Genomic DNA, 26,156 nt, shown 5'->3' with positions numbered 1-26,156 from the left:
GAAGAGAGAAGATAAATTGCTCGACGTTCACGCGTTTGATGAAATCAAAATCGGTCTCGCTACCGCCGACGACATTCGTCGCTGGTCGCACGGTGAAGTAAAAAAGCCAGAGACCATTAACTACCGCACACTCAAGCCGGAGAAAGATGGTCTGTTCGGCGAACAGATCTTCGGACCTTCGCGCGACTGGGAGTGCTCCTGTGGCAAGTACAAGCGTGTCCGCTTTAAGGGCATCGTTTGTGAGCGCTGTGGTGTTGAAGTAACCAAGTCGGCTGTGCGCCGTGAGCGCATGGGCCACATCGAGCTTGCTGCTCCGGTTACCCACATCTGGTACTTCAAGGGTGTTCCGAGCCGTCTCGGTTACCTGCTTGACATGGCACCGAAGGACCTCGAAAAGGTCATCTACTTCGCTGCATACATGATCATTTCGGTTGACGAAGAAGGCCGTCACGCTGACCTGCCTGCGCTTGAGAACGAGATCCGTCTCGAAATCAAGACGCTTGAGGGCCAGCGCGATTCCCGCATCGCCGACCGCTTGACCAAGTTCGAGGAAGACCTCGCCGCTCTTGAAGAAGAGGGTGCGAAGGCCGACCAGAAGCGTCGTGTCAAGGATGCTGCTGAGAAAGAAATGTCTCAGCTGCGCAAGTCGATCGATGAGCAGATCGCTCAGCTTGAGCGCGTGTGGGAAGACTTCCGCACCCTCAAGATCGGTGACCTGAAGCCTGAAGACTCTGTCTTCCAGGAACTGCAGGACCGTTTCGGTAGCTACTTCGAAGCATTCATGGGTGCCGAGGCAATCAAGAAGCGCCTTCAGGCCTTCGACCTTGCTCTCGAGAGCGTTGAACTGCACGACCAGATCGCTAACGGCAAGGGTCAGAAGAAGATCCGCGCCATCAAGCGCCTGCGTGTAGTCAACTCGTTCCTTCAGACTGGCAACTCGCCGGCCGCGATGGTGCTCGACGTTGTTCCGGTTATTCCTCCGGAGCTGCGCCCGATGGTTCAGCTGGATGGTGGCCGTTTTGCGACCTCCGACCTCAACGACCTCTACCGTCGTGTGATCAACCGCAACAACCGTCTGCGTCGACTCCTTGACCTCGGTGCTCCCGAGATCATCGTCAACAACGAGAAGCGCATGCTTCAGGAAGCCGTTGACGCACTGTTCGACAACGGTCGTCGTGGTCGCCCCGTCACCGGTACTGGTAACCGTGCCCTCAAGTCCCTGAGCGACATGCTCAAGGGTAAGCAGGGTCGTTTCCGCCAGAACCTCCTCGGAAAGCGCGTTGACTACTCCGGTCGTTCGGTGATCATCGTTGGACCGCAGCTCAAACTGCACCAGTGTGGTCTTCCGAAGCAGATGGCTCTCGAGCTGTTCAAGCCGTTTGTTATCAAGCGCCTGATCGACCTGAGCCACGCCCAGAACATCAAGAGCGCTAAGCGCATGGTTGAGCGTGCACGTCCGCAGGTTTGGGATGTACTCGAAGAGATCATTCGCGAGCGTCCCGTGCTGCTGAACCGTGCACCAACACTGCACCGTTTGGGCATCCAGGCATTCGAACCTCAGCTCGTTGAGGGTAAGGCTATCCAGCTTCACCCCCTCGTCTGTGCTGCGTTCAACGCTGACTTCGACGGTGACCAGATGGCTGTTCACCTTCCGCTGTCGGTTGAAGCACAAGCCGAAGCTCGCATCCTGATGCTCGCAAGCAACAACATCCTCAAGCCGTCTGACGGTCGCCCGGTGACTCTGCCCACACAGGACATGATCATTGGTCTGCACCACCTGACCACGCTCAAGGAAGACGTTGCTGGCGAAGGCCGTGCGTTCTCGTCGGTTGCTGAAGCGATCTTCGCGTTCGATCAGCACTCGCTTGACCTCAACGCCAAGGTGCGTCTGCGTCTCGACAACGTGTACCTCTCTGAAGAAGATGCCCCTGAGGGCTTCGTTCAGGGCCAGTCCAAGCTCATGGAGACGACCCTCGGTCGTGCCCTCTTCAACGAGGCGCTTCCGAAGGACTACCCGTACATTGAGGCACTCGCTGACAAGGGCCAGATTTCGGCTATCGTCAACGACCTCGCTGAGCGGTACGTGAAGGTGGATGTTGCATCAGCACTTGACGCGATCAAGGATGCTGGATTCCACTGGGCTACTCGCTCCGGTGTAACTGTTGCGCTGTCTGACATCGTGACCCCGCCGACTAAGCCGGAGATCATTGGCCGCTACGAGAAGATCGCAGCCAAGGTTCAGGGCCAGTTCGAGAAGGGACTCACGACCGACGCCGAGCGTCGTCAGGAGCTCATCGAGATCTGGAACAAGGCAACCGCAGAAGTAGCGACTGCCATGCAGTCCAACTTCCGCACCGACAACAACATCAACCGCATGGTGTCGTCTGGTGCTCGTGGTAACTGGATGCAGGTTCGTCAGATCGCCGGTATGCGTGGTCTGGTATCGAACCCGAAGGGTGAGATCATTCCTCGCCCGATCGTCCACTCCTACAAGGAGGGCCTGACCGTAGCCGAGTACTTCATCTCGACTCACGGTGCTCGTAAGGGACTGGCTGACACCGCACTGCGTACTGCAGACTCGGGATACCTCACGCGTCGACTCGTTGACGTGTCGCAGGATGTCATCATTCGTGAAAACGACTGTGGCACCCGCAAGGGACTCGACATGCCGATCGCAGCGCAGAACGCTGATGGCAAGTGGATCCTCGATGACAACGTTGAGAACTCGGTCTACGCTCGCAGCCTTGCTGCGGAAGCCACCAACGACAAGGGCGATGTAGTCGCTGCTGCTGGTGCAGACGTCGGAGACGTTCTGCTCGAGAAGCTCGTTGCTGCTGGTGTTCACAGCATCAAGGTTCGTTCGGTGCTCACGTGTGAGTCCGCTGTTGGTGTGTGTGCAGTCTGCTACGGCCGCTCGCTCGCAACGGGACTTCTCGTTGACATCGGTGAGGCTGTCGGAATTATCGCCGCACAGTCGATCGGTGAGCCCGGTACCCAGCTGACCATGCGTACCTTCCACACTGGTGGTGTTGCTTCGGCAGACGACATTACGCAGGGTCTTCCCCGCGTAACGGAACTCTTCGAAGCTCGTACCCCTAAGGGTGCAAGCCCCATTGCAGAAGCCGCTGGTCGCGTCACGATCGAAGACACTGACCGCAGTCGCAAGCTGATCCTCACGCCAGACAATGGTGACGAGCCCATCGCTTACCCGATCCTGCGTCGCGCAACCCTCCTCATCGAGGATGGCGAGCACGTAGAACTCGGCAAGCAGCTGCACGTCGGAAACGTTGACCCGAAGGAAGTTCTACGAGTTCGCGGTGTCCGTGCCGTTCAGCAGCACCTCGTCGATGGTGTCCAGGGCGTTTACCGCTCACAGGGTGTACCGATTCACGATAAGCACATTGAGGTCATCGTTCGTCAGATGCTCCGCAAGGTGACTGTTGTTGACCACGGTGACACCGGACTCCTTCCGGGTGAGCTGGTTGACCGTTCGAAGTACAACGAGCTCAACCGCGGTGTTCTCACCGAGGGCAAGGCAACGGCATCCGCGCGTCAGGAGATCTTGGGTATCACCAAGGCTTCGCTGGCAACCGAGTCGTGGCTGTCGGCTGCGTCGTTCCAGGAGACCACCCGCGTTCTTACGCAGGCGGCCATGGAAGGCAAGTCCGACCCGCTCATGGGACTCAAGGAGAACGTCATCATCGGTAAGCTCATCCCGGCTGGTACGGGATTGCCGCGCTACCGCGATGTATCGGTCGAGGCAACGGAAGAGGCGAAAGCCGAACGTTACCCCAACCGCATCTTCGCTGATGATGCAAGCCTCACCGAGAGCGACTTGAGCTTCGTCGACTTCGACAGCTTCAGCTCGAATGATTCCACGCCGGGAACCTACAACTAAGTAGTCTCGGCATCACCTCAGGGTGATACCACGAAGGGCCCTCGTCATTGCGACGGGGGCCCTTTGTCGTGCGACTGAAGTTGGCCGCTAGAGCGACGGAATCTCGATGCGGGAGTACTCGTCGTCATCCGCCACGAGCGTGGCGAGCAGTGGCCGGCCAGCGGGCAGCAAACGGATCGTGACCGCGCCGGTGGTGGCGGCGTCAAGAATCCGCACTGCGGCTTCGGTGATCACGGGCAGCGTGCCGTAGGGAAGCGGAAGCGGGTAGCGGTCGTCGAGGAGTACCACGGTGATCCCGCGGCGGCGGGTGCGCTGCACTGCCGCCACGATCTCGGGCAAATCGAGCTGGCGGGCCCGCAAACTATCTCGCAAGCGAGCTTCCGCGATGAGGAGTTCGTCGCGTTCCGCAGTCGTCAACTCGACGCCATCCGCAATGCGCTGCAGTTGGGGCCCCACCGCGGCGTCGAGAGCACTCAGGCGGCGTGAGCGTTCTGCGGTGCGCGCAAGAGCGGCGGCTTCAGCGGCGGCCCGTGCGGTTTCCGCCCCATGGATGCCGTCTAAACGCTGACTAGTGCGGCGCATGCCCAGAGAGAAGAGAGACCCGACCAGCACGAAGGGTGCTTGGCGGGCAACGAGCACGATTGCTTCGATGAGCCGGTCGTCAGTCGTAAAACCCCACACGATAACGGTGGCGCCGATCGCGGCGAAGCCGATCCACGCGAGCAGGTCGCGGTGGCGCAGGCTGAGGTAGAACATGGCGATGGCCCCGGCGCCCACGTACCACTGGGAGAACCCTCCCGTGATGGCGTTGTCGGAGGAGATGGCAGAAACGGCGACGCTCGCGACAATGACGTACACGCTCACGCCGGTGCCCACCCGGGGTTGAGTGTCTCGCGTAAGAACGAACCAGATGGTGGCGAATATCCCGATTGATACGTAGACGGGCACAGGGGACCGCACGTCATCCAGGGCGAGTAGCGCGAGGGCTGACATCGTGACGAAGTAGATCCAGATCAACAGGTGGGCGCCGCGGCCAGTGATTTGAGGCAGCTCTAGGCGCCGCGATTGAGTCGCGTCTTGTTTCATTCGGTCCACCCCACTGTCACGCGCGTGCCATCGCCGGGCTGCGACGCGACGGTGGCGTAGGCGCCGGGAAGTGCCTGCACCCGACCGAGAATGCTGACCACGATTCCAAGCCGGTTCGCGGGAACACTGTGTGGATCGAATCCTTGGCCATCGTCGGTAACGGAGATTTCCACCCGGTCGGCAGCGAGTCGCAAGAGTACGGCACGGCTGACAGGTTCAGCCGCGGCTGCCGCGTGAACAACGCTATTGCGCAGAGCTTCGACGGTGGCTTCGATGAGCGCACTCGCGATCGACGAGGGGAGCGGTTCTCGTCGTGATCCTTCGACAGCGAAGGTGGCGGCATCCGTCGTCTCATTGATCGATGTCGTGAGGCCCTGAATGAGATAGTCGATATGAATCAGCTCGGGCACACTCGCGGTGGCGTGCTTGAGCTCGCTCAGGCGGGAGATGGTGCGCGCCGCCTGAAGCCGGGTCGAAGCAGAATCGCTGCGCCCGGCACCGGCCGCGGCAAAGATTGTGGCGATCACTTCGTCGTGCACGAGCGCATCGAGGTGAGCCTGTTCTTCTCCACGAGCGGTGAGCGCTGCGGCACGCATGGTCGACGTGCGAGCGGCGGCCGTTGCGGCATCCACTTCACGCCCAGCACCCATCGCCACGGTAGCCACCGCGGTGAAAGCGGCGCACACCGTGATCGTGAAGAACGCGAATTGCACGGCGAGAGAGACATCGGCGCCGCCGTCGGCGAGGATGCGGATGGGCGTGATAGCAAAGGAGTTGCCGAGCAAAAAAGCCCACGCTACGACCGGTCGCCACGCAATGGCCGCAGGAACAGTGCCGAGCGCGGTCAGGCCGACGGTCCACGGGGCCATCTCGGGTGGCATCGGTCCGTTGATGAACGCGGGCACCCAGCTGAGCACCGCTACCGTGAAGATGACCGCATATGCCCCGTGGAGAATGCGAAGTTGGTGAAGCGAACTCCAGGGAGCTACCGCCGCCATGAGCATGGGTGTTCCGAACACGGCGAGTCCCGCGACGAACTGCCAATACGGGTAGGCGTACTGTGCTTGTTCGAAAAAGGAACTTGCCGTGAGCGCCAAGAACAGCAGGGTCGCTGCCGCGAGAACCGTAGTCATGCTGCGAACAACCCCGAGCTCGGCACCCTCGACCGACGCCGGCGGCCCGACGCGGAAGTTCACACGGCTGCTCGTGTTCATGAAGCAGGAGGAGGCAGCAGGCCGTCTTCTACCGCGCGCTTATAGAGGTCGACTTTGGTGTGCGCGGGGCGCCCTGCCATCGCGTATTTGTGGCGGATGCGGCGCACATATTCAGCAACGGTGCTCGTGGAGAGTCCAGCGCGGTGGGCCACCGCAACAGATTTATCGCCGGAGGCGTAGTGGGCGAGCACTTCTTGCTCTTTCGGGCTCAAGCCGGCAGCCGGAAGCTCTGGGTCAGAGTCGAGGGCAGCAGCCCAGTCGGTAGTCACGACAGGATTGCCAAGCGCTGCTTCGCGCACAGCATCCACAATGGCATCGCGTGATTCGGATTTGCGCACAATGCCAAGCACGCCCGCTCGGGATGCCGCACGCACTTCAGAGGCGTTGTCTGCTGCGGTGAACACCAAGACATTGACTCCGCGCTCGCGCAGCCACGCCACGTTCTGTTCGACGTTGCTGCCGTCGGAGAGGCGCACGTCGAGCACGACGAGGTCGAGTAGGCCTATGACTGGCTCCAGTTCGACCACTCGTGAAGCGGAGGCGAGGAGGGTGATGTCCGCGCAGTTGGCGAGCAGGGAGGCAAAGCCGAGCTGCACTGTTTCGTGGTCGTCTACGTGCCCGACACGGTAGGTGCGGGGCGATTGGTCCTGCGTTGTCAATGGTGCCCCGTTCGGATCAGGGTAAGCGTTTCGTTGGAAAAGAATTGCAGTTACCACGCACAAATGTACCGGAACTTTCTGTCTGTCCCCCAAACGGGTGTCATTGATAGTGACGACTGTCGAAAGTGGGCACCCAGTGACACGATCAGTTTGTACGACTAATTAGGGGGCAGAAGGCTTGTGAACCGCCACGCTGTAAATGATCTCATTGACTGCTCTCTTCACCGTTGGTATCGCATGGTGTCCGAGTGGCGCAGCCCTGCACCCGGCACAGAAGCGGGTTGTGTCGCGTGCCGTGAATCCGAGTTCGCTGTCATTGACCGCCGCGGTCAGTGGCCGCACGATCTCATCCATTCATTTGTGGAGACGTTGGAGCTCGTTACCTTCCAAGTCGCTATCTCGTTGCACGAGGAGCGTCACTGTCGCGGCGTAGACGCGCGTTCGACAAAGCCGTGCTCAACCTGTGTTGCCGCTGCGCGATCCACGGTTCAAGCGTGTGCTCACCGTCACGCGCAAGACATCTCCGACGTCATGACGGAGTGTGCGTTGCCGCGATTGGCTGTTTACATCGAAAAGAACATCAATTTGGCACTCAATGCTGCGACTCGCGGCGAATGGGCTTCCTGAAACGACCTGACTACCCCTCACAAGTGGGTCTAGTGATGCTGATGTGAGTCGATTAGCGTTGGACTCCGCTAGGACCTTGGGGGGAGGCACGCGTGACAACACTTGCTGAAGTACTGATTCTTCGCGGAATGATGCCGATTGAGAGCATTGATTCTGTAGGAACTTCACACTCTGATGAGGAAGCCCTCGTCAGAAATCTACTCGACAGCGGAACTATCTCGCCGGCACAACTCGCGTCCGCGCGTGCTGCGCAGGCCGGAGTGCCGTTCGTAGAACTCGTCGACTTCGCGGTCGACCACCAAGCCGTAGCGCTTGCACCTGCTGCGATCTGCCGCCGGCACGAGGTTTTGCCCATCGCTTTCAGCGAGGGATACCTCGTCTTGGCCATGGTTGATCCCGGCAATATCTTTGCGCTCGATGACATCCGCTCGGCAACGGGGCGCCAAATCCGAGTCGTTGTTGCAGAGCGCAGCGACCTGCAGACGGCACTCGACCGGTTCCACCGCGCAGACGGTGAACTCTCGAGCCTCTCCAACGAACTTGAGCAAGAAGCGACATCCACCGATGTTGCCCTCGCTTCCACCAACGAGCCGACCGAAGACGACGCACCTATCGTTCGCTTCGTGAACCTGCTCATCAGCCAAGGCATCCAAGACAAGGCCTCGGATATTCACATCGAACCCGGTGAGCATGACCTCGGCGTTCGCTACCGCATCGACGGTGTTCTTCACGAGATGCAGCGCGCTCCGCGTCAGATCCAGAACGGTGTGATCTCGCGACTGAAGATCATGGCTGAGATGGATATTGCCGAACGACGCAAGCCTCAGGATGGCCGTATTTCGGTCATCCATGGTCAAAAGAAGATCGACCTTCGTGTCGCGACGCTGCCGACCGTGTACGGCGAAAAAGTCGTCATGCGTATTCTCGATAACTCGAACACAACGCTCGATCTGAGCCAGCTGTACTTGCTCGAGCACAATGCCGCAATCTACAAAGAGGCGTACTCCAAGCCCTACGGAATGATCCTCGTTACCGGTCCTACGGGTTCCGGTAAGTCGACCACGCTGTACACAACCCTTAATGCCGTTGCTCGCCCGGAGATCAACGTCATTACGGTCGAAGACCCGGTGGAGTACCGCATGGCGGGCATCAACCAGGTGCAGGTGAACCCGAAGGCGGGGCTCACGTTCGCTAGTGCGCTGCGCTCGATTCTGCGTTCTGACCCGGATGTTGTTCTCATCGGTGAGATCCGAGACCAAGAGACGGCGCAGATTGCGATCGAAGCCGCCCTCACCGGCCACCTCGTGCTGAGCACCCTGCACACCAACGGCGCACCTGCCGCTATCACCCGCTTGATCGAGATGGACATCGAGCCATTCTTGGTCGGTTCGGCTATCGACTGTGTCGTCGCTCAGCGACTTGCGCGACGCCTCTGCGATCGCTGCAAGCAGCCTGCGGTTCATAACCCGCAGGATCTCGTGAACTTGAAGGTCGGCTTCAACCCAGAAGGTCCGATGCCGACCCTGTACGCACCCGTGGGGTGCACCGTGTGTTCCAAGACGGGATACCGCGGTCGTATTGCACTGCATGAAGTAATGGCAGTGTCCGAAGAGATCGAACGTCTCGCTGTTGCTCGTTCGTCGAGCGCGGAAATTAGCCGCGTCGCGATCGAGCAGGGGATGCGCACTCTGCGCATGGATGGCTGGGCGAAGGCTCAGCTGGGCTTGACGTCCATCGAAGAGATTTTGCGCGTCGTCGCATAAGACGAAGTACCTGGGGGAATTATGGCTAAGCGGATTTATGACATCCCGTCGCAATCAGTAGACGAAAGTTTGTTCACACCGAAGGGGCAGAGTGCGCCATCGGCGCAGAGTGTGCCGACGGATGCTCCACCGCCCACACCCGGAACAAGCGTTCCCGGTGTTGGCAGCCCGCAGGCGTCAGCAGCATCGTCGTTCCCTGAGTGGGCGCAGACGGGCGCTGCACCATCGGCCTCGGCCGCAACGGTGCCGGCATCGCCGCTTCCGACGATCCCGCCGCCCTCTGGCTCGATCAAGAGCACCGACACTTCTGCCGCTTCGGCACCGCCAGCACCACCTGCACCCGCGGCGCAGGCTCCGGCTGAGCCCGCAGCTGCGCCAGCAGCGGATGCTGCTGCCGAGGGCGGGCGTCGCGCACGCCGCATGGCAACCGAACCCGTCACCTCGATCGACTCTCTCGACGAACTTTTCCGCCAGGCTGCGGCCGGCGCTATGTCTCAGACATCAGCGGCAACCTCCGCTGCGGGTGCTTCGATGCCCGCGCCAGAAGCTGCGCCTGTCGCTGAGGCACCGCCCATCCCTTCGCCGAGCGCGGCAGAAGTTCCGTACTTCACCGAGGATGCGTCGAGTGCCGGCGAGAATCCCACCGAGATTCTCCCTGAGATGCCGATGGATGCTCCCACGATGGCTTTCCCGACACAGTCGGCGGCCGCCGATGGCGGATTGCTCGATCTTCCTGATGTCGCACCCGAGGCTGACGGCACGCTGAACTTCCCGCCGCCCGGATCTGACGAGGGGCTCTTGAGCTTCACGAGTGGCTTTGGTGCCGCAGAACCTCAACAGTCTCGGGAGTCGCAACTGCTGGCTGTACCTGAGATCGTTGAAGAGGCCCGCGAAGTGCGCCCCGACATGGAGCTCACCGCACGCGAAGGATCGAGTCTTGAACTGCTCGATGCTCTCAAAGAGGTTGTGTACACCGGCGCTTCTGACCTTCATATCTCGTCCGGTGCCGTTCCCATGATCCGGTTGGATGGTGGGCTGCAGCCGCTGAAGGGCATGGGGGAGTGGGATAAAGATCGCACGCGCGAAGCTTTGTTCAGCATCCTCGACAAGAAACAAGAAGAGCAGTTCCTCGAAGTGCTCGAGCTCGACTTTGCTTTCGAACTCTCTGAGGCTGCTCGTTTTCGGGTGAACTTCTACATGGATCGCGGAAACCTTGGTGCCGCGTTCCGAATCATTCCGACGGAGATCAAGCAACTGAAAGATCTAGGAATTCAGGAGTCGGTCGGCCAGTTTGCTGGCCTGCCGCGTGGACTCGTTCTCGTCACGGGACCTACAGGTTCGGGAAAGTCGACAACGCTCGCTGCGCTGATCGACCTTGTGAACCGCACCCGCGCCGACCACATCGTCACGGTCGAAGACCCGATCGAGTTTTTGCACAGCAACCAGAAGTCGCTGGTCAACCAGCGCGAGGTCGGCCGTGACACCCACTCGTTCACGGCGGCGCTCAAGCACGTTCTGCGTCAAGACCCCGATGTGATTCTGATCGGTGAGCTTCGAGACCTCGAAACGATCTCTATTGCTCTTACCGCAGCAGAAACTGGTCACCTTGTGTTCGCAACCCTGCACACTCAGGATGCCGCGCAAACCGTTGACCGCATCATCGACGTCTTCCCGCCGCACCAGCAGGGCCAGGTGCGCACCCAGCTCGCAGCAGTGCTCCAAGGCATCGTCTGCCAGACACTCGTGCGCCGCGCCAGCGGCAAGGGCCGTGTTGCGGCCACCGAGGTGCTCACGATGACGCCGGCTATCGGAAACCTCATTCGTGAGGGCAAGATCTACCAGATCCCGTCCGCAATGCAGGCGGGGCGTGGCACCGGAATGCACACCATGGATCAGCATCTCGCTGGTTTGGCCAAGTCGGGTGCAATCACCGAAGAGGCTGCCATGGCAAAGGCGCACGACCCTGAGGGAATGCACCGCCTGATGGGCGAAAGCTCGGGAGTGAGTCACTAATGGCTGCAACAGCATCCACGACGAAGTCATTCGACTACAAGGCACGCGATCAAGCCGGCAAGGTCGTCAAGGGGCGCATTGACGCCGCTAACGAGAACCAGGTTCTGACACGGCTGCGCTCCATGGGTGTGAGCCCGATCTCCGTGACCGAGGCTGGCGGTGGCACAGGTATTAACAAGGAGATCAACATCTCCTTCCTGCAGAAGGGCGTGGGGCTTGACGATCTCGCGGTGATGAGCCGTCAGATGTCGACGATGATCTCTTCAGGTCTTTCGTTGATCCGAGCGCTCGTGATTTTGTCGGAGCAGACTGAAAACCCGACGTTAGCCAAAGCGCTGGGTGAAATCCGGGTAGAGGTGGAGACCGGTGGCACGCTATCGGATGCCTTCGCTAAGCATGCGACCGTGTTCCCTCCGATCATGATCCATTTGGTGCGGGCGGGTGAGACCGGCGGATTCCTCGACAACGCGCTTGAGTCGATTGCCAACAACTTCGAGAGTGAAGTGAAGCTCCGTGGAACCATCAAATCGGCACTGACCTACCCGGTCGTGGTGTTGATTATGGCGATCGCCGCGGTGGTCGGCATGTTGCTCTTCATCGTTCCCGTTTTTGAGCAGATGTTTGCTGACCTCGGCGGAGAGCTTCCGCTGCTCACTCAAATGCTCGTGTGGGCATCCTCGGCGATGAAGTTCATCGCACCCGTGCTGGTGGTCGGCGGGATAGCGTTCTCAGTGTGGTGGGGCAAGAACAAGCACACTGAACGCGTGCGCAAGTTCCTTGACCCGTGGAAGCTTCGGATGCCCGTGTTTGGGCCGCTTTTCCGCAAGGTCTCCATCTCTCGATTTACTCGAAACTTCGGCACGATGCTGGGCGCCGGCGTTCCAATTCTGCAGGCTCTCTCGATCGTGGGCGAGACCTCGGGAAACTATGTGATTGAGGAAGCCCTGCGACGCGTGGCGGACGCCGTACGTCAAGGCCAATCAGTCTCCGCCCCCCTCATGCGGGAGTCGGTGTTCCCTTCGATGGTGACCCAAATGGTCTCCGTCGGTGAAGACTCCGGTTCTATGGAAGTCATGCTCTCGAAGATTGCTGACTTCTACGACGACGAGGTGCTGAAAACTACAGAACAGCTCACAGCGCTCATTGAGCCGCTCATGATCGGCGTTATCGGTGCGATCGTCGGTGTGATGGTTATCGCTCTGTATATGCCCATCTTCGCCATCTTCGATCAGATCAAGTAGTCCCTAGCCAATAGACACCTAGCAGCCCCAAGCGGGGGCGTCGCGACCCGAGTCGTGATGCCCCCGTTTGGCCTTTAACGAGCCGGCATCTACCCCTGAAGTGGGCGCAAAAACTGCTGCGACTCGCGTGTACCCCCTCAGACTGGGGGCAGAATACGGGCAGTTCACCCCCGTTTGTGGGATTCTCAGCTAGCCCACATGTTGAGAGTATTTTTTGTGGGGGGCTGAGAAGCTAATTTTTTCTGGGGGCCCCTGTCCAAGATCCGAACACTAGACAGGAAAATCCAAATGATTTCACGTATGCATGAAGCACTGCGCACCAAGCGCAACGACCTCGAGAACGACCAGAAGGGCTTCACCCTTGTTGAGCTCCTCGTTGTTGTACTGATCATCGGCATCCTTGCCGCGATCGCCATCCCCTTCTTCCTGAACCAGCGCCAGGGCGCTTGGGAAGCTCAGGTCAAGTCCGACATCGCCAACGCAGTTATCGCTGCCGAGACGTATGCGATTTCGAAGGGTGGCTCTTACAACGGTCTCACCGAGACCACGGCTCAGGACTTCGGTTACCAGCCGACCGAGAACGTAGATCTCGTCATCGCCGCGCAGAGTTCCGCCTCGGGTGGAGCTGACGACGGGTACACGATTGTTGGAACTCACGATCTCTACGATGATTTGAGCCTTACGTACGACAGCGAAACCGGCGTCACCGCTCCGACCCCGTAGTCTGAATTAAATCCACGAGACGGGGCGTCGCCAAGCGGCGGCGCCCCGTTTTCGCACCCGGAGAGTGATCGCTCTCCCGAGGAAACCCATTCCTCTCGGAACACCCGCACTGCTCCACCCTTAACTACCCGAACGAAAGGGCTCATCATGCACAAGGTTCTCCGACGCCTGCGCAGCTCCGAAGCCGGAATGAGCCTGCTCGAGGTGCTAATCGCGATCATCATTTTCGCGGTTGTTTCACTGGGTGTGCTTCACACCCTCACCACTGTTCTTTCCACCACGCGCGACAATCGCGCCCGGGTGGTTGCCGCCAACTTGGCTGCAGAAGAAATCGACCTCGCTCGCGCAGCCGACGAAGTCTTCAACCTTTTCGATGCCACTCGCGTCGTGCCCATCAACGGCGACGACTACACCGTGACGCGGACTACTGAGTGGGTCTCCTCAGACGTCGCCTCCGCCGCGTGTGGCACTGGTACCGGCGCTCTGCGCTACAAGAGAATCAACGTAGAAGTATCGTGGCCCAACATGCGCGAAGGTACTTCGCCGGTGAGCGCGGACACCCTTCTCGCTCCGTCCGAGCGCATCAACGATCCCGCCCTGGGCACTATCTTGGTTTCCGTTCTGGGTGGAACCGGCGAGGGTGTCTCGGGAGTGACCGTGAGCGCAACACCTGCCTCTCCGTCTGCCGGAGCCCAAACGCCTTCCACCACCATCAAAGCGACTGACGTTCAAGGCTGCACCTTTATTCTCAAGGTCACCCCGGGCAACTACAACGTCACTGTTTCCAAAACGAACTACATCACCGAGGCCGGCCAGTCCACGGTGCCAAGCCAGCTCGCCAAGGTGACCGCGGGTTCGGCATCCTCGATGTCGTTCAACTATGACGAGGCTGCAAGTTTTGCCGTCAAGTACGTCAGCGCATCGACACCGTCTAAAGCGCAGATGCCTAAGGACATGGCAACGTCGTTTGTGAGCACCTACAGCACTTATACGACGAGCACGAGCTCGACGAGTTTCAGCAGAACGGTCAAGCTCTTCCCATGGCGGTCAGGCTACGTGTCGATGGCAGGAACCTATATTCCGGAGTCGGCCGACCCGACCAGCACGGTAGCAACGTGTCTGTCGCCGAACACGGCGCTGTGGCCGGACAAACTCGTGGGCACAGTCACGTATGCCTCGCCCGCTGCCGAGGCCGTCGCCGCTAATCCCGGCGGCACTGTTACTGCCGTCGTTCCCATGGGGCTCGTTGAAGTCTCTGGCATGAGTGGCGCGACGATTCGCGCAGTTCCCGCTGCCCCCGTCGCAAATAGTGGGGATCCGGGCTGTGACGCCCGAACCACGTTGTACTTCAGCACTATTTCCTCAACGACAAACAGCATCGCGCTGCCTTACGGCACCTGGCAGATTCAAAAGTATGGCGCGCTCACCGGGTGGACTTCCTCGGGCTTGAGTGCCGTGCTCAACCCGATCTTCGGCGGCGGAACCTCTACAACCGGCATCGTCACAGTAGATCCGCGGGTGGCATCATGATTCGTGGCGCCCGAAAGAGACTTTTCGCTCGTGTCGAAAGAATTCGACGGGACGAAGCAGGGGTCACTCTCAGCGAGTTGATTGTCACTATGGGTCTCATGACCATGCTTTTGGCGATGGTGATGACAATCTTTGTGGCCTTCACCCGGTCGTTTTCCGACGACCAAGCGACGTCGAACAACTCCAACACGGTGAGCGTTGCGATGAACGAACTGACCCGTGTTATTCGTTCCGGCACCGAGCTCACCCAGAGTGGCACCGACACCAACGTTCCTGTCTTCACTGTCGCCAAGCCGAATCTGGCCCGACTCAGCACCTACCTAGACACGGACGCTCTCGATCCTGAACCCCTTCAAGTCGAATTCGAAGTAACGAGCTCTCACACGCTCATCGAGCGGCGCTGGGATGCGACGGAGTCGAGTTTGGGCTACTTCAGCTTTCCCTCTTATGCCACGAGCGAGCGAACAATTTCACGCAATCTCGATTCCTCGACCGGCGCACTCTTCACCTATCTCGATGTGTCGGGCAATGAAATCTTGCCGGTGTCGGGCAAGGTGCCCACATCGCTGCTTCCGTCAATCGCCGCCGTAAAAGTGGTAATGACAGTGCAGAGTGACGCAACCGGCGGGGCTAGTCCCGCGACGATCGAAAACACGGTGGGAATCCCTAACTTGGGCACCTCGAGAATTGGACAATGACCATGCTGACCCTACTTAGAGCACGTCTAGGCGGAGATCGCGGTGCTGCTTTGCCGATGGTGATCGGTATCACAGTGGTGCTCGGTCTCTTGGTTACCACCGCAGTCGTCTACTCGACGACTGGGTTCCGTCAGGCAACGACCACGCAGCAGTGGTCAGCTGCCATGAGCGCGGCTTATGCCGGCATCGAAGATTACAAGAGCCGGCTGTCAGAGGACACTTCGTACATTCGCTACGGAAACCCTGACGCTGACTACACCATCAGCACCGGCAGCAGCGTTGTTCTCCCCGACGTCAGCTTGGAGAACCCGGCTTTCAACACGGAATCCACGGAACCGTGGGCGACGGTTCAGGGCAGTGATGGCGAAGCTTCCTATCGCTACGAGGTCGATAACTCGGATTATGCAGACAACGGTGTTGTGCGTGTCCGGTCAACCGGAAAAGTGGGCAACGAAACTCGTTCCATCGTTGCCGATCTTCGTCAAGAGGGCTTCATCGATTTCCTCTACTTCACTGACTACGAAATTCAAGATCCTGCCTTCTCCAACGCAGCAAGCACGTGCGTCAAGTATTGGTGGGCCGGTCGTGGTAGTAACTGCGGTGAGATCGGATTCGGATCAAATGATGACATCGACGGACCGGTACATTCCAACGACACGATTCGCATTTGTGATGCGCGTTTTCGCGGTGAAGTGACCACGGGGTATTCCCCCACAAACACCTCCGCGATCAAGTACAACGCCCAGAATTCAAACTCGCAAAATTGCAGTGGTCAAACCTTCGATCTCGCCGGTTACCCTCGCACCGCACCCGTTATTGGGATGCCCGCAACCAACTCTGAGCACCTGCGGGAAACCCGGTCAGACCTTACGAGTGATGGTGTTCCCCGTCCCGGTTGCCTCTACACGGGGCCGACATCGATCACCCTTAACTCCAACGGCACAATCACCGTGTACTCGCCCTGGACCAAGGTTACCCAGATCGTAGGATCGCCCGCGACTTCGGGTTCGACGCCCTCGGAATGTGGGAATGTCGCTGCGATGAACACTGTCGGTGGCGCGACCTTTACGCTTCCATCGAACAACGTGATCTATATTCAGAACGTGCCGAGCGTAAGTACAGACCCCAACTACTGGGCGAGCAACGCGTATCCCACGATCTCCTCGAGCCCCAAAAAGACGCTGACGTGTGTCGGAGCGTCGGGTAGCAAAGACTCCAACGGCAATGGCAATGGAATCGGCTACCCGATGACCAGCGAGGTCGCAGCCGCTGGGTCGTACGGCTGCCGTTCGGGCGATCTCTTCGTCAAAGGCACGCTCAATGGCCAAACAACGCTGTCCGCCGAGCACTACATCTATGTGACAGGCGATATCACATACCACGATGACGATGACGACATTTTGGGTCTCGTCGGAAACGATGCTGTGTGGGTCTGGAATCCAGTCAACTCAAGCAATAAGTCGTTGTTGGGCAATAAGAACGCGGGGCGCGAGATCAACGCCGCTATCCTCTCTGTGGCTCACACCTTCGCAACACAAAACCCAACCGGTGACGCTAGGGGAGTGCTGACCGTCAACGGCGCGATCGCCCAGAAGTTCCGTGGAATCATTAGCTACGGTGGCGGCTATATCAAGGACTACAACTATGACAGCCGCTTCCGTTACTTGGCACCGCCCAAGTTCCTCTCGCCGGTGACGACAACTTATGGAATCAACGTGTGGATTGAGGTGGATTCCGCCTACGACTCCGCCGGCGTAGCGACCCCATGACCGCGACCACTTTTGTCACTGTATTTGCCGCGCTTCTCGGTTTAGCTGTTGGCTCGTTCTTGAATGTCGTCATTTGGAGACTCCCGCGAGGCGAGAAGCTAAGTTCGCCGCCGAGCGCGTGCCCCCGATGCGAACACACGATTCGCTTTTACGACAACATCCCTGTCGTGAGCTGGCTCATTCTCCGCGGGCGCTGCCGCGACTGCGGAGAGCCAATCGCGGCTCGGTATCCGCTCGTCGAAGCGGGGACCGCGGTGGCATTCGGCGTTGTGGCTGCAGCAATTGGAGCAGAAACTGCTCTGGTCTGGGCGCTTCCCGCATTCTTATACCTCGCGGCAATTTCGATCGCGCTCACGCTCATCGATCTCGATACCCAGACGCTTCCGAACAAGATTGTTCTGCCGTCGTTGATAGTTGGATTCGTACTCTTGGGCATTGCGAGTGCGGGAACAGGCAACTGGAGCGCGCTCGCTACTGCAGCTCTCGGCGCACTGGCATTGTTCGTGTTTTACTTCATTATCGCTCTGGTGTCGCCGCGGGGAATGGGAATGGGAGACGTCAAACTCTCCGCCGTTCTGGGGCTCTACTTGGGGTGGCTCGGTTGGGAAGTTGTTGCGGTCGGAGCCTTCGCCGCATTCTTGCTTGGCGGTTTGTTTGCCATCATTCTGATGCTCAGGAAGAAAGCCGGCAGACGAACGGCGATTCCGTTCGGGCCGTGGATGATCGCGGGCGCCTGGGTCGGCATCGCGTTCGGTGCGCAAATTTGGAACGGATATATGGCGGCGGTCGGTCTTAGCTGACCACCGTCCTAGGGGGAGAAATGGGAAAGAAATTAGTGGGGCTGGACATCGGTTCTACAGCAATTCGTGCTGTGGAAGTCGACAATCCAAACACTCAGAAACCAACGATCGTGCGCTACGGCGAAGTGGCACTGCCTGAGGGGGCAGTGCGTTCCGGCGAGGTCGTCGACTCGGCGACCGTCACTGCATCGATCCGCAAACTGTGGTCGACCGGAGGGTTTAAAACACGAGACGTCGTGCTCGGAGTGGGAAATTCGAAAGTTCTTGCTCGGGACATCACTGTTCCTCGCCTTCCTCTTAACCAGGTGCGCGAGTCACTTCCTTTTCAGGTGCAAGACCTTCTTCCGGTTCCTGCTGTAGACGCTCTCCTCGATTTCTACCCGTCCGCAGAAGTGGCCGGCGAGACCGGCCCCATGCTCAAGGGGATGCTGGTGGCTGCGATCAAGGCACCGGTACTCGTTAACGTGAACGCGGCGATCGCGGCGGGACTCCAGCCGAAGAACGTTGATCTTGCTCCGTTCGCATTGACTCGTTTGTTCTCAAGTCCAGAGACAGCGAACGCCACGACGTTGCTCGTTCATATTGGGGCAGCGACAACGGCGCTCGTCGCGCTCGACGGCCATGTTCCGCACTTCGTTCGGCTGTTGCCGAACGGAGGCGCTGACATCACGAAGGGCATTTCGCAGCGTCTAGACATCTCGACTCGCGACGCTGAAGCGATTAAGCGTTCAGTCGGAGTTGTTGCTGCTCGTGCCACCGCAGAACAGCGTCCCGCACTCGAGGTCTCATTCGAACTCGTGAACGAAACTTTGCTGGCAATTCGAGCCACGATCCAGTACTTCCAAAACGCCCACAACAATCGCGCGATTGATCGCATTGTGATGAGCGGCGGCGGATCACGATTGCTTGGCCTTACTGAAACGGTCGCCGAGTTCACCAAGTTGCCGACGACGCAGCCTGATCCGTTCAGCCTGACCACCGTCGGCCGCGGTCTTCGGGGAACCGGCGAACCTCAAGATATGTCTGTTGCTCTGGGATTGGTTATGGGGGTCTCCGCATGAGCGAGAAAAAGCCGGTGACTCGGCGCGAAGTCAAGGTGCCTTTCGGCTATCCGCCGCTCGTTTCTCTGCTTCCTCCCGAGGTCGGGGAACGGAAGGCAGCAGCCAGTGCTCGGGGGCGCGCGATATTTGTCGCTCTCATCGCTCTGGGAATCGCTGTACTCGTGGCCGTCGGCGCCAATATCTACCAACTCCAGCGAGCGGCGACACTCGAAAATGCCCGATCGCTGACGCTTTCGCTCATTGAACAGCAGGGGCAGTACGAAGAAGTTCGTGTCGCTTCCGCCCAGTTGAAGTCAGCAGAGGCAGCTCAGCTGTTTATCACCTCGACTGAAATCTCAACCGAAACACTGATAAAAGCGCTGGACGCTCAGCTCAGTAGCGGAATGACGATCACGGCATACAGCCTTCAGACCGCCAACCCGTTGCAGGTCTTTGCTGAGTCGCTGTCACCGATCGAACCAGATTCGATCGGCTTGCTTTCGGTTAGCGTGACGGCACCGACGCTCGCTGCTATCGATGTCTGGCTGCGCAAGGCACCAACTATCGATGGATTGTTAGATGGCTCGGTCACCCAAATTTCGGCAAACGAAGATGATGGTTCGTACGCCGCGATCGTCTCAGTATTTGTCGGCGACGAGGCGCTGCTTCACAGGTTTGAAGAAATTCCCGAAGACGCCGAGACGGCTGAATCTACGAGCGAAGAGGAGACTGGCTGATGACAATGACGCGATTGTGGAATGTAGTTGCGGTTGTCGCCGTCTTGCTCATTCTGTTGCTTGGATACGTTGTAGGGGTGTCGCCAGCACTGACGGCAGCGTCAGATTCTGACAATGAACTCCTCACTGTTGAAGCCACGAACCAGGTGAAAATGGCCGAACTCGACGCTCTTAAAGCGTTGGCTGAAGATTCAGACAGCCTGTTTGCCGATCTTGAGGAATTTAACAAGATCGTTCCTTCAGGCCACAACTCATCAGTATTTGCGAGTCAACTTGAGAGCCTTGCTGCGGCAGCGGGAGTCCAGATCGAGTCGATTGCGTATGTCACTGCAGTTGAAGCGCTCGCTCCAACTGAGGCTGTAGACACATCGACGGAAGCCGCTGATGATGAATCTGAAACTGATGACGCTGACACCGAGGTGGCTGAGCCTGTGGCTCCTGTTACGCCAACGACGTCGTCAGTGGCAGGGCTTGTGGCTTTAGACGTGAGTATTCAGGTCACCGGCTCATTCGAAGACGTCAACAAGTTCCTCCAAAGCGTGCAGAATAATCAACGCGCATTCTCCGTCAGCTCGGTCCAGGTCGACGCGGACTCGGATGATGGGGTGGCGGATATGGTGCTCCTCGGATCTGTCTATGTTCTGAGCAGCAACGTTGGCGCTGTTAGCGCTTCAGTATCCGGCGAAGTGGTGAACTAGTCGTTCACGCCAATTCATATTGAGAAGTACGCCACGACCTTTCGGTCGTGGCGTTCTTCTCGTTTCTGAGAGTTGCTTCGGTAGACTGGGCGGATCAGTCACGTGCACGAGGAGGCATCAGTCATGACCGATCCATCTGTAGAGCGTGGTTCTTCACCGGAGAACGACGACAACATTGAGGATGCTGTGGTTGTCGACGAGACCCCCGCAGCGTCTGACCCTGCGACACCTCTTGTCGATCCGATTGCGGATCCTGCGACGCCGGCGGCATCCACGGAGTCCGCTGTGTACGACGACGTCACGCTCGAAGCTGAGGCAGAGCCCGTTGTCGAGCGCCCCCTTACTGTTGAGCCCGAAATCATCGCCGAGCCCGAGCCTGTAGTGGCCGAGACGACGGGAGCCGCGGCATCCAGCGAGCCTCGCGTCGTGTACGTCACTGCTCCGACGCCTCCCAAGGTCGCGGGCAACCGTGGATTTGGTGTTTTCATCGCGCTAGCGTCCACGCTCGCCTTCGCAATTGTTTTTGCGATCGCCGTCGTGATCATCGGTGCAGCAGCATCCGGCCGAGTCGCGGTCGCTTTCGTGCAGGCGCCATCGTTCTACGTTCCGGTCGCATTCTTCGCGCTCGGAGCCATCGTGATTGCGCTCATTGTCAATCGTGCGGGATGGGCGGCACACGTCTTTTCGAGCATCATCGTCGGGCTTGTCGTGTACTTCGGCACCGTCGGCGCGCTCTTGCTTATCAACGGCGTTATCCAGAACACTCCGGAACAGGCGCACGCCATGTTCCTCAGAGCGCTGGCTGATCCGCTGATTATTGCCGCTGGATTGTTGGGCCGTGAAGTCTCGTTGTGGACGGGCGCGCTCGTCGCTAGACGTGGCCGCAAGGTCACGCAGCGCAACCTCGATACTCGGGCGAAGTGGGAAGCCGAGCTCGCAGAGAAAACTGCTGCTCAGCGCTAAAGTCTCTGCCGTGCACGCGTGCCCTGTTCTGGAGGCTGCGTGTGGGCTGTGACCATTTGACCCCGGCCTATCCCGGGGGCTATTCTTTCTGAGGTGTGCGCTTTGTCGTGCGCTTAAGTCATGCCTCTCGAGGTTTCCCGTTCACGCGGGGCTTAGGTGCGAGTCACTCCACACCACAGGGTTCGACCTTCCGGTTGGCCCCCACGGCATACCCGCAAACCAACCGATCAGTTCGGTGGGCGCGTGGGTCCAGATGAACTCGATGTTCTGAAAAGAACGTCGAATGCTAACCATCATGACGCTGTCACCGTGCAGCAAAATCAAGGAGTAATTTAGTGCCCACCATTCAGCAGTTGGTGCGTAAGGGACGCACGCCGAAGGTCGTAAAGACCAAGGCTCCCGCCCTTAAGTCCAACCCGCAGCAGCGCGGCGTTTGCACGCGCGTCTACACAACAACTCCGAAGAAGCCGAACTCGGCTCTTCGCAAGGTTGCTCGTGTCAAGCTTTCTAACGGTACCGAGGTCACGGCCTACATTCCCGGTGAAGGTCACAACCTTCAAGAGCACTCGATGGTGCTCATCCGCGGTGGTCGTGTAAAGGACCTCCCCGGTGTTCGCTACAAGATCGTTCGCGGAGCGCTCGACACCCAGGCCGTTAAGAACCGTAAGCAGGCTCGTAGCCTCTACGGCGCGAAGAAGGATAAGAAGTAATGCCTCGTAAAGGACCAGCACCAAAGCGTCCCGTAGTCGCGGATCCGGTTTACGGCGCCCCCATTGTCAGCCAGCTTGTCAACAAGATTCTTCTTGATGGCAAGAAGGGCCTTGCAGAGCGCATCGTTTACGGAGCACTCGAAGGCGTTACCGAGAAGACCGGCCAGGACGCCGTAGTCACTCTCAAGAAGGCTCTCGACAACGTTCGCCCGACCCTTGAGGTCAAGTCGCGTCGTGTCGGTGGATCGACCTACCAGGTTCCTGTTGAGGTCAAGTCGCACCGCGCAAACACGCTCGCATTGCGTTGGCTCACGAGCTACGCAAAGGGTCGTCGTGAAAAGACGATGACTGAGCGTCTCACCAACGAGATCTTGGACGCATCGAATGGCCTTGGCGCCGCTGTAAAGCGCCGCGAAGACACCCACAAGATGGCCGAGTCGAACAAGGCATTCGCTCACTACCGCTGGTAGTCAGCACCTCGCAGTGAGGCGGGTCAGACGCTGTCTGGCTCGCTTCACTCTTGAGATTCTCGCTTCACCAACAAACTTCGGAGGAACCTGTGGCACAGGACGTGCTCACCGACCTGACTAAGGTCCGCAACATTGGCATCATGGCTCACATCGATGCCGGCAAGACCACTACGACTGAGCGCATCCTGTTCTACACGGGTGTAAACCACAAAATTGGTGAAACTCACGATGGTGCGTCGACTACTGACTGGATGGAGCAGGAGCAGGAACGTGGCATCACGATCACGTCCGCTGCTGTTACCTGTTACTGGAACAAAAACCAGATCAACATCATCGACACCCCCGGCCACGTTGACTTCACGGTTGAGGTGGAGCGTTCGCTCCGCGTTCTCGACGGTGCAGTCGCTGTGTTCGACGGTAAAGAGGGCGTTGAGCCGCAGTCAGAGACTGTCTGGCGCCAGGCCGACAAGTACGACGTTCCCCGCATCTGCTTCGTCAACAAGATGGACAAGATGGGCGCGGACTTCTACTACACGGTAGACACCATCGTGAAGCGCCTCGGTGCTCGTCCCCTCGTTATTCAGCTCCCCATCGGACTCGAGTCTGAGTTCGAGGGTGTTGTAGACCTCGTTGAGATGCGTGCACTCACGTGGCGCGGCGACTCCAAGGGTGACGTTCAGATGGGCGCCAAGTACGCCATCGAAGAGATCCCCGAAGACCTCAAGGAGAAGGCTGCGGAATACCGCACCGCTCTTCTCGAGGTTGTCGCTGAGACCGACGATGCCATCATGGAGCGTTACTTCGCCGGCGAAGAGATCAGCGTTGCTGAGATCAAGGCTGCGATCCGTAAGCTCACCGTCAACAGCGAGATCTACCCGGTTCTCTGTGGTTCTGCTTTCAAGAACCGTGGCGTTCAGCCGATGCTCGACGCTGTTATTGACTACCTTCCTTCGCCGGTTGACGTGCCTCCCATGGAAGCACGCGACCCCCGCGATGAAGACAAGATCATCATCCGCAAGCCCGACGCTTCGGAGCCGTTCTCGGCTCTGGCCTTCAAGGTTGCTGTGCACCCCTTCTTCGGTCGCCTCACGTACATTCGCGTGTACTCGGGACACCTTGACTCTGGTGGAGCTGTAGCTAACTCCACCAAGGGCAAGAAGGAGCGCATCGGAAAGATCTTCCAGATGGCTGCTAACAAGGAAATCCCTGTCGACAGCGTCACCGCTGGACACATCTACGCCGTCATTGGCCTCAAGGACACCACGACTGGTGACACGCTGTGTGACCCGAACGACCAGGTCGTTCTCGAGTCGATGACGTTCCCTGAGCCCGTGATCGAGGTAGCGATCGAGCCGAAGACGAAGGCTGACCAAGAGAAGCTTGGTATTGCTATTCAGAAGCTCGCTGAAGAAGACCCCACGTTCCGTACCGAACAGAACCAGGAAACTGGCCAGACGGTAATTAAGGGAATGGGTGAACTTCACCTCGACATCCTCGTGGACCGCATGAAGCGCGAATTCAACGTTGAAGCCAACGTTGGTAAGCCGCAGGTTGCGTACCGCGAGACCATCCGCCGCATTGTGGACAAGCACGACTACACCCACAAGAAGCAGACGGGTGGATCGGGACAGTTCGCTAAGGTCCAGATCTCGCTCGAGCCGATGGAGGTTGAAGGCGACAAGATTTACGAATTCGTAAATAAGGTCACCGGTGGCCGTATTCCTCGTGAATACATTGGCTCAATCGACCAGGGTTTCCAGGCATCGATGAACGTCGGAATCCTCGCAGGATTCCCGATGGTCGGCGTCAAGGGAATCATCCTCGATGGTGCTGCTCACGATGTTGACTCGTCAGAAATGGCGTTCAAGATCGCGGGAACCATGGCATTCAAAGAGGCAGCGCGCAAGGCTGACCCAGTTCTCCTCGAACCGCTCATGGCGGTCGAGGTTCGTACTCCCGAGGAGTACATGGGAGACGTCATCGGTGACCTTAACAGTCGCCGCGGACAGATCCAGTCCATGGAGGACGCGACCGGCGTAAAGGTCGTTCGCGCCCACGTACCACTGTCGGAAATGTTCGGCTACGTCGGTGACTTGAGGTCCAAGACTTCAGGTCGTGCGGTGTACTCGATGACGTTCGACAGTTACTCTGAGGTTCCCCGCGCGGTAGCTGACGAGATTGTTGCAAAGAACAAGGGCGAGTAATCGCCGCACTACCAGCGCGCAACTAACATAGATACACACCAACTTGCGAAACATTCGGCAGTGAAAAGTCGTCGGGTGCAGAGCAACCGAGTCCTGAGGAGGACCCACAGTGGCTAAGGCCAAGTTCGAGCGGACCAAGCCGCACGTAAACATCGGAACCATCGGTCACGTTGACCACGGAAAGACCACGCTCACGGCAGCGATCTCGAAGGTACTTGCTGACAAGTACCCTTCGGCGACGAACGTGCAGCGCGACTTCTCGTCGATTGACTCGGCTCCGGAAGAACGTCAACGCGGTATCACCATCAACATCTCGCACGTTGAGTACGAGACCCCCAAGCGCCACTACGCACACGTAGACGCTCCGGGCCACGCTGACTACATCAAGAACATGATCACCGGTGCAGCTCAGATGGACGGTGCAATCCTCGTGGTTGCAGCGACCGACGGACCGATGGCTCAGACTCGCGAGCACGTTCTGCTCGCGAAGCAGGTTGGTGTTCCTTACCTGCTCGTTGCACTGAACAAGTCCGACATGGTAGATGACGAAGAGATCCTTGAGCTCGTTGAGCTCGAGGTTCGCGAACTCCTCTCCAGCCAGGGCTTCGACGGCGACAACGTTCCTGTTGTCCAGGTTTCAGGTCTCAAGGCTCTTGAGGGCGACGAGAAGTGGACCCAGTCCATCCTCGACCTCATGGATGCTGTTGACGAGAACGTTCCTGACCCCATCCGCGACAAGGACAAGCCGTTCTTGATGCCGGTTGAAGACGTCTTCACGATCACTGGTCGTGGAACCGTTGTTACGGGCCGCGCCGAGCGTGGAACGCTTTCGATCAACTCTGACGTTGAGATTGTTGGAATCCGTCCGACCCAGAAGACCACGGTCACTGGTATCGAGATGTTCCACAAGCAGCTCGACGAAGCATGGGCTGGCGAGAACTGTGGTCTGCTTCTTCGTGGAACCAAGCGTGAAGATGTTGAGCGTGGACAGGTTGTTGTTAAGCCTGGTTCCGTTACTCCTCACACGAACTTCGAGGGAACCGCATACATCCTGTCAAAGGATGAGGGTGGGCGTCACAACCCGTTCTACGCGAACTACCGTCCGCAGTTCTACTTCCGCACCACCGACGTCACCGGCGTCATCACGTTGCCTGAGGGCACCGAGATGGTTATGCCTGGCGACACCACTGACATGACCGTTGAGCTTATTCAGCCCATCGCCATGGAAGAGGGCCTCGGCTTCGCCATCCGTGAGGGTGGACGTACCGTAGGTGCCGGTAAGGTAACCAAGGTTCTGGCGTAAGCTCAGTAAC

21 protein-coding genes are annotated in these 26,156 nt (G+C 58.7%); 18 read left to right on the top strand and 3 right to left on the bottom strand.

The genetic code is table 11. From position 1 onward, the window contains the following. The first annotated feature begins 16 nt into the window (after nt 1-16). On the top strand, nt 17-3,898 hold the full coding sequence (locus tag I6E56_RS06225) for a DNA-directed RNA polymerase subunit beta' (protein WP_197136751.1): 3,882 nt from the start codon (nt 17-19) through the stop codon (nt 3,896-3,898). A gap of 87 nt (nt 3,899-3,985) precedes the next feature. Here the strand turns inward: I6E56_RS06225 and I6E56_RS06220 are convergent, their stop codons facing one another. The 3 genes from I6E56_RS06220 to I6E56_RS06210 are packed head-to-tail and all read right to left on the bottom strand — an operon-like array spanning nt 3,986 to nt 6,857. After that, nucleotides 3,986-4,984, bottom strand: coding sequence for a hypothetical protein (locus I6E56_RS06220; protein ID WP_197136749.1), 999 nt, complete (start codon nt 4,982-4,984; stop codon nt 3,986-3,988). Further along, entirely contained in the window at nt 4,981-6,198 is a 1,218-nt protein-coding gene (locus I6E56_RS06215; protein WP_197136747.1) for a sensor histidine kinase, read from the bottom strand. Before I6E56_RS06215 ends, I6E56_RS06220 begins: the two co-directional genes overlap by 4 nt. Beyond that, nucleotides 6,195-6,857, bottom strand: coding sequence for a response regulator transcription factor (locus I6E56_RS06210; protein WP_197136745.1), 663 nt, complete (start codon nt 6,855-6,857; stop codon nt 6,195-6,197). Before I6E56_RS06210 ends, I6E56_RS06215 begins: the two co-directional genes overlap by 4 nt. A gap of 240 nt (nt 6,858-7,097) precedes the next feature. Between I6E56_RS06210 and I6E56_RS06205 the strand changes: the two genes are divergently transcribed. From I6E56_RS06205 to tuf, 17 genes are all read left to right on the top strand, one after another. After that, nucleotides 7,098-7,484, top strand: coding sequence for a hypothetical protein (locus I6E56_RS06205; RefSeq protein ID WP_197136743.1), 387 nt, complete (start codon nt 7,098-7,100; stop codon nt 7,482-7,484). A 92-nt stretch (nt 7,485-7,576) separates the two neighbouring features. Beyond that, nucleotides 7,577-9,247, top strand: coding sequence for a GspE/PulE family protein (locus I6E56_RS06200; RefSeq protein WP_197136741.1), 1,671 nt, complete (start codon nt 7,577-7,579; stop codon nt 9,245-9,247). A gap of 21 nt (nt 9,248-9,268) precedes the next feature. Continuing rightward, a complete protein-coding gene (locus I6E56_RS15260) occupies nt 9,269-11,260 on the top strand; it encodes a PilT/PilU family type 4a pilus ATPase (protein ID WP_304611011.1) in 1,992 nt (663 codons plus the stop codon). Continuing rightward, a complete protein-coding gene (locus tag I6E56_RS06190; RefSeq protein WP_197136739.1) occupies nt 11,260-12,501 on the top strand; it encodes a type II secretion system F family protein in 1,242 nt (413 codons plus the stop codon). Before I6E56_RS15260 ends, I6E56_RS06190 begins: the two co-directional genes overlap by 1 nt. A gap of 300 nt (nt 12,502-12,801) precedes the next feature. Continuing rightward, nucleotides 12,802-13,224 carry a prepilin-type N-terminal cleavage/methylation domain-containing protein gene (locus I6E56_RS15255; protein WP_197136737.1) on the top strand — a complete coding sequence of 141 codons (423 nt, stop codon included), beginning with the start codon at nt 12,802-12,804 and terminating at the stop codon, nt 13,222-13,224. A gap of 147 nt (nt 13,225-13,371) precedes the next feature. Beyond that, on the top strand, nt 13,372-14,754 hold the full coding sequence (locus I6E56_RS06180) for a prepilin-type N-terminal cleavage/methylation domain-containing protein (protein WP_197136735.1): 1,383 nt from the start codon (nt 13,372-13,374) through the stop codon (nt 14,752-14,754). Nucleotides 14,755-14,843: 89 nt separating this feature from the next. Further along, on the top strand, nt 14,844-15,452 hold the full coding sequence (locus I6E56_RS06175; RefSeq protein ID WP_231606258.1) for a type II secretion system protein: 609 nt from the start codon (nt 14,844-14,846) through the stop codon (nt 15,450-15,452). Further along, the gene (locus tag I6E56_RS06170) at nt 15,449-17,221 is read left to right on the top strand and encodes a hypothetical protein (RefSeq protein ID WP_231606257.1); all 1,773 of its coding nucleotides are present in this window, start codon (nt 15,449-15,451) and stop codon (nt 17,219-17,221) included. The genes I6E56_RS06175 and I6E56_RS06170 overlap by 4 nt, the downstream gene beginning before the upstream one ends. Further along, the gene (locus tag I6E56_RS06165; protein WP_197136731.1) at nt 17,218-18,021 is read left to right on the top strand and encodes an A24 family peptidase; all 804 of its coding nucleotides are present in this window, start codon (nt 17,218-17,220) and stop codon (nt 18,019-18,021) included. Before I6E56_RS06170 ends, I6E56_RS06165 begins: the two co-directional genes overlap by 4 nt. Before the next feature lie 20 nt (nt 18,022-18,041). After that, complete coding sequence (gene pilM, locus I6E56_RS06160) at nt 18,042-19,082, top strand: type IV pilus assembly protein PilM (protein WP_197136729.1); 1,041 nt, start codon at nt 18,042-18,044, stop codon at nt 19,080-19,082. Then, nucleotides 19,079-19,798, top strand: coding sequence for a fimbrial assembly protein (locus tag I6E56_RS06155; protein WP_197136728.1), 720 nt, complete (start codon nt 19,079-19,081; stop codon nt 19,796-19,798). Before pilM ends, I6E56_RS06155 begins: the two co-directional genes overlap by 4 nt. After that, on the top strand, nt 19,798-20,496 hold the full coding sequence (locus I6E56_RS06150; protein ID WP_197136727.1) for a hypothetical protein: 699 nt from the start codon (nt 19,798-19,800) through the stop codon (nt 20,494-20,496). The genes I6E56_RS06155 and I6E56_RS06150 overlap by 1 nt, the downstream gene beginning before the upstream one ends. A 123-nt stretch (nt 20,497-20,619) precedes the next feature. Further along, entirely contained in the window at nt 20,620-21,459 is an 840-nt protein-coding gene (locus tag I6E56_RS06145) for a hypothetical protein (RefSeq protein WP_197136726.1), read from the top strand. A 335-nt stretch (nt 21,460-21,794) separates the two neighbouring features. Then, nucleotides 21,795-22,169 (top strand): 30S ribosomal protein S12, encoded by a 375-nt coding sequence (rpsL, locus tag I6E56_RS06140; protein WP_197106470.1) that lies wholly within the window; start codon nt 21,795-21,797, stop codon nt 22,167-22,169. Beyond that, complete coding sequence (gene rpsG / locus I6E56_RS06135) at nt 22,169-22,639, top strand: 30S ribosomal protein S7 (protein WP_009773140.1); 471 nt, start codon at nt 22,169-22,171, stop codon at nt 22,637-22,639. The genes rpsL and rpsG overlap by 1 nt, the downstream gene beginning before the upstream one ends. 89 nt (nt 22,640-22,728) lie before the next feature. After that, nucleotides 22,729-24,843 (top strand): elongation factor G, encoded by a 2,115-nt coding sequence (gene fusA, locus I6E56_RS06130; protein WP_197106469.1) that lies wholly within the window; start codon nt 22,729-22,731, stop codon nt 24,841-24,843. Nucleotides 24,844-24,952: 109 nt separating this feature from the next. Further along, complete coding sequence (tuf, locus tag I6E56_RS06125) at nt 24,953-26,146, top strand: elongation factor Tu (RefSeq protein WP_197106468.1); 1,194 nt, start codon at nt 24,953-24,955, stop codon at nt 26,144-26,146. Nucleotides 26,147-26,156 lie beyond the last annotated feature (10 nt).

The organism is Salinibacterium sp. NK8237 (genome assembly GCF_015864955.1).
Classification (GTDB): domain Bacteria; phylum Actinomycetota; class Actinomycetes; order Actinomycetales; family Microbacteriaceae; genus Rhodoglobus.
The sequence above is the reverse complement of the archived record's forward strand: the minus strand, read 5'-3'. Positions and strand labels throughout refer to the sequence as shown.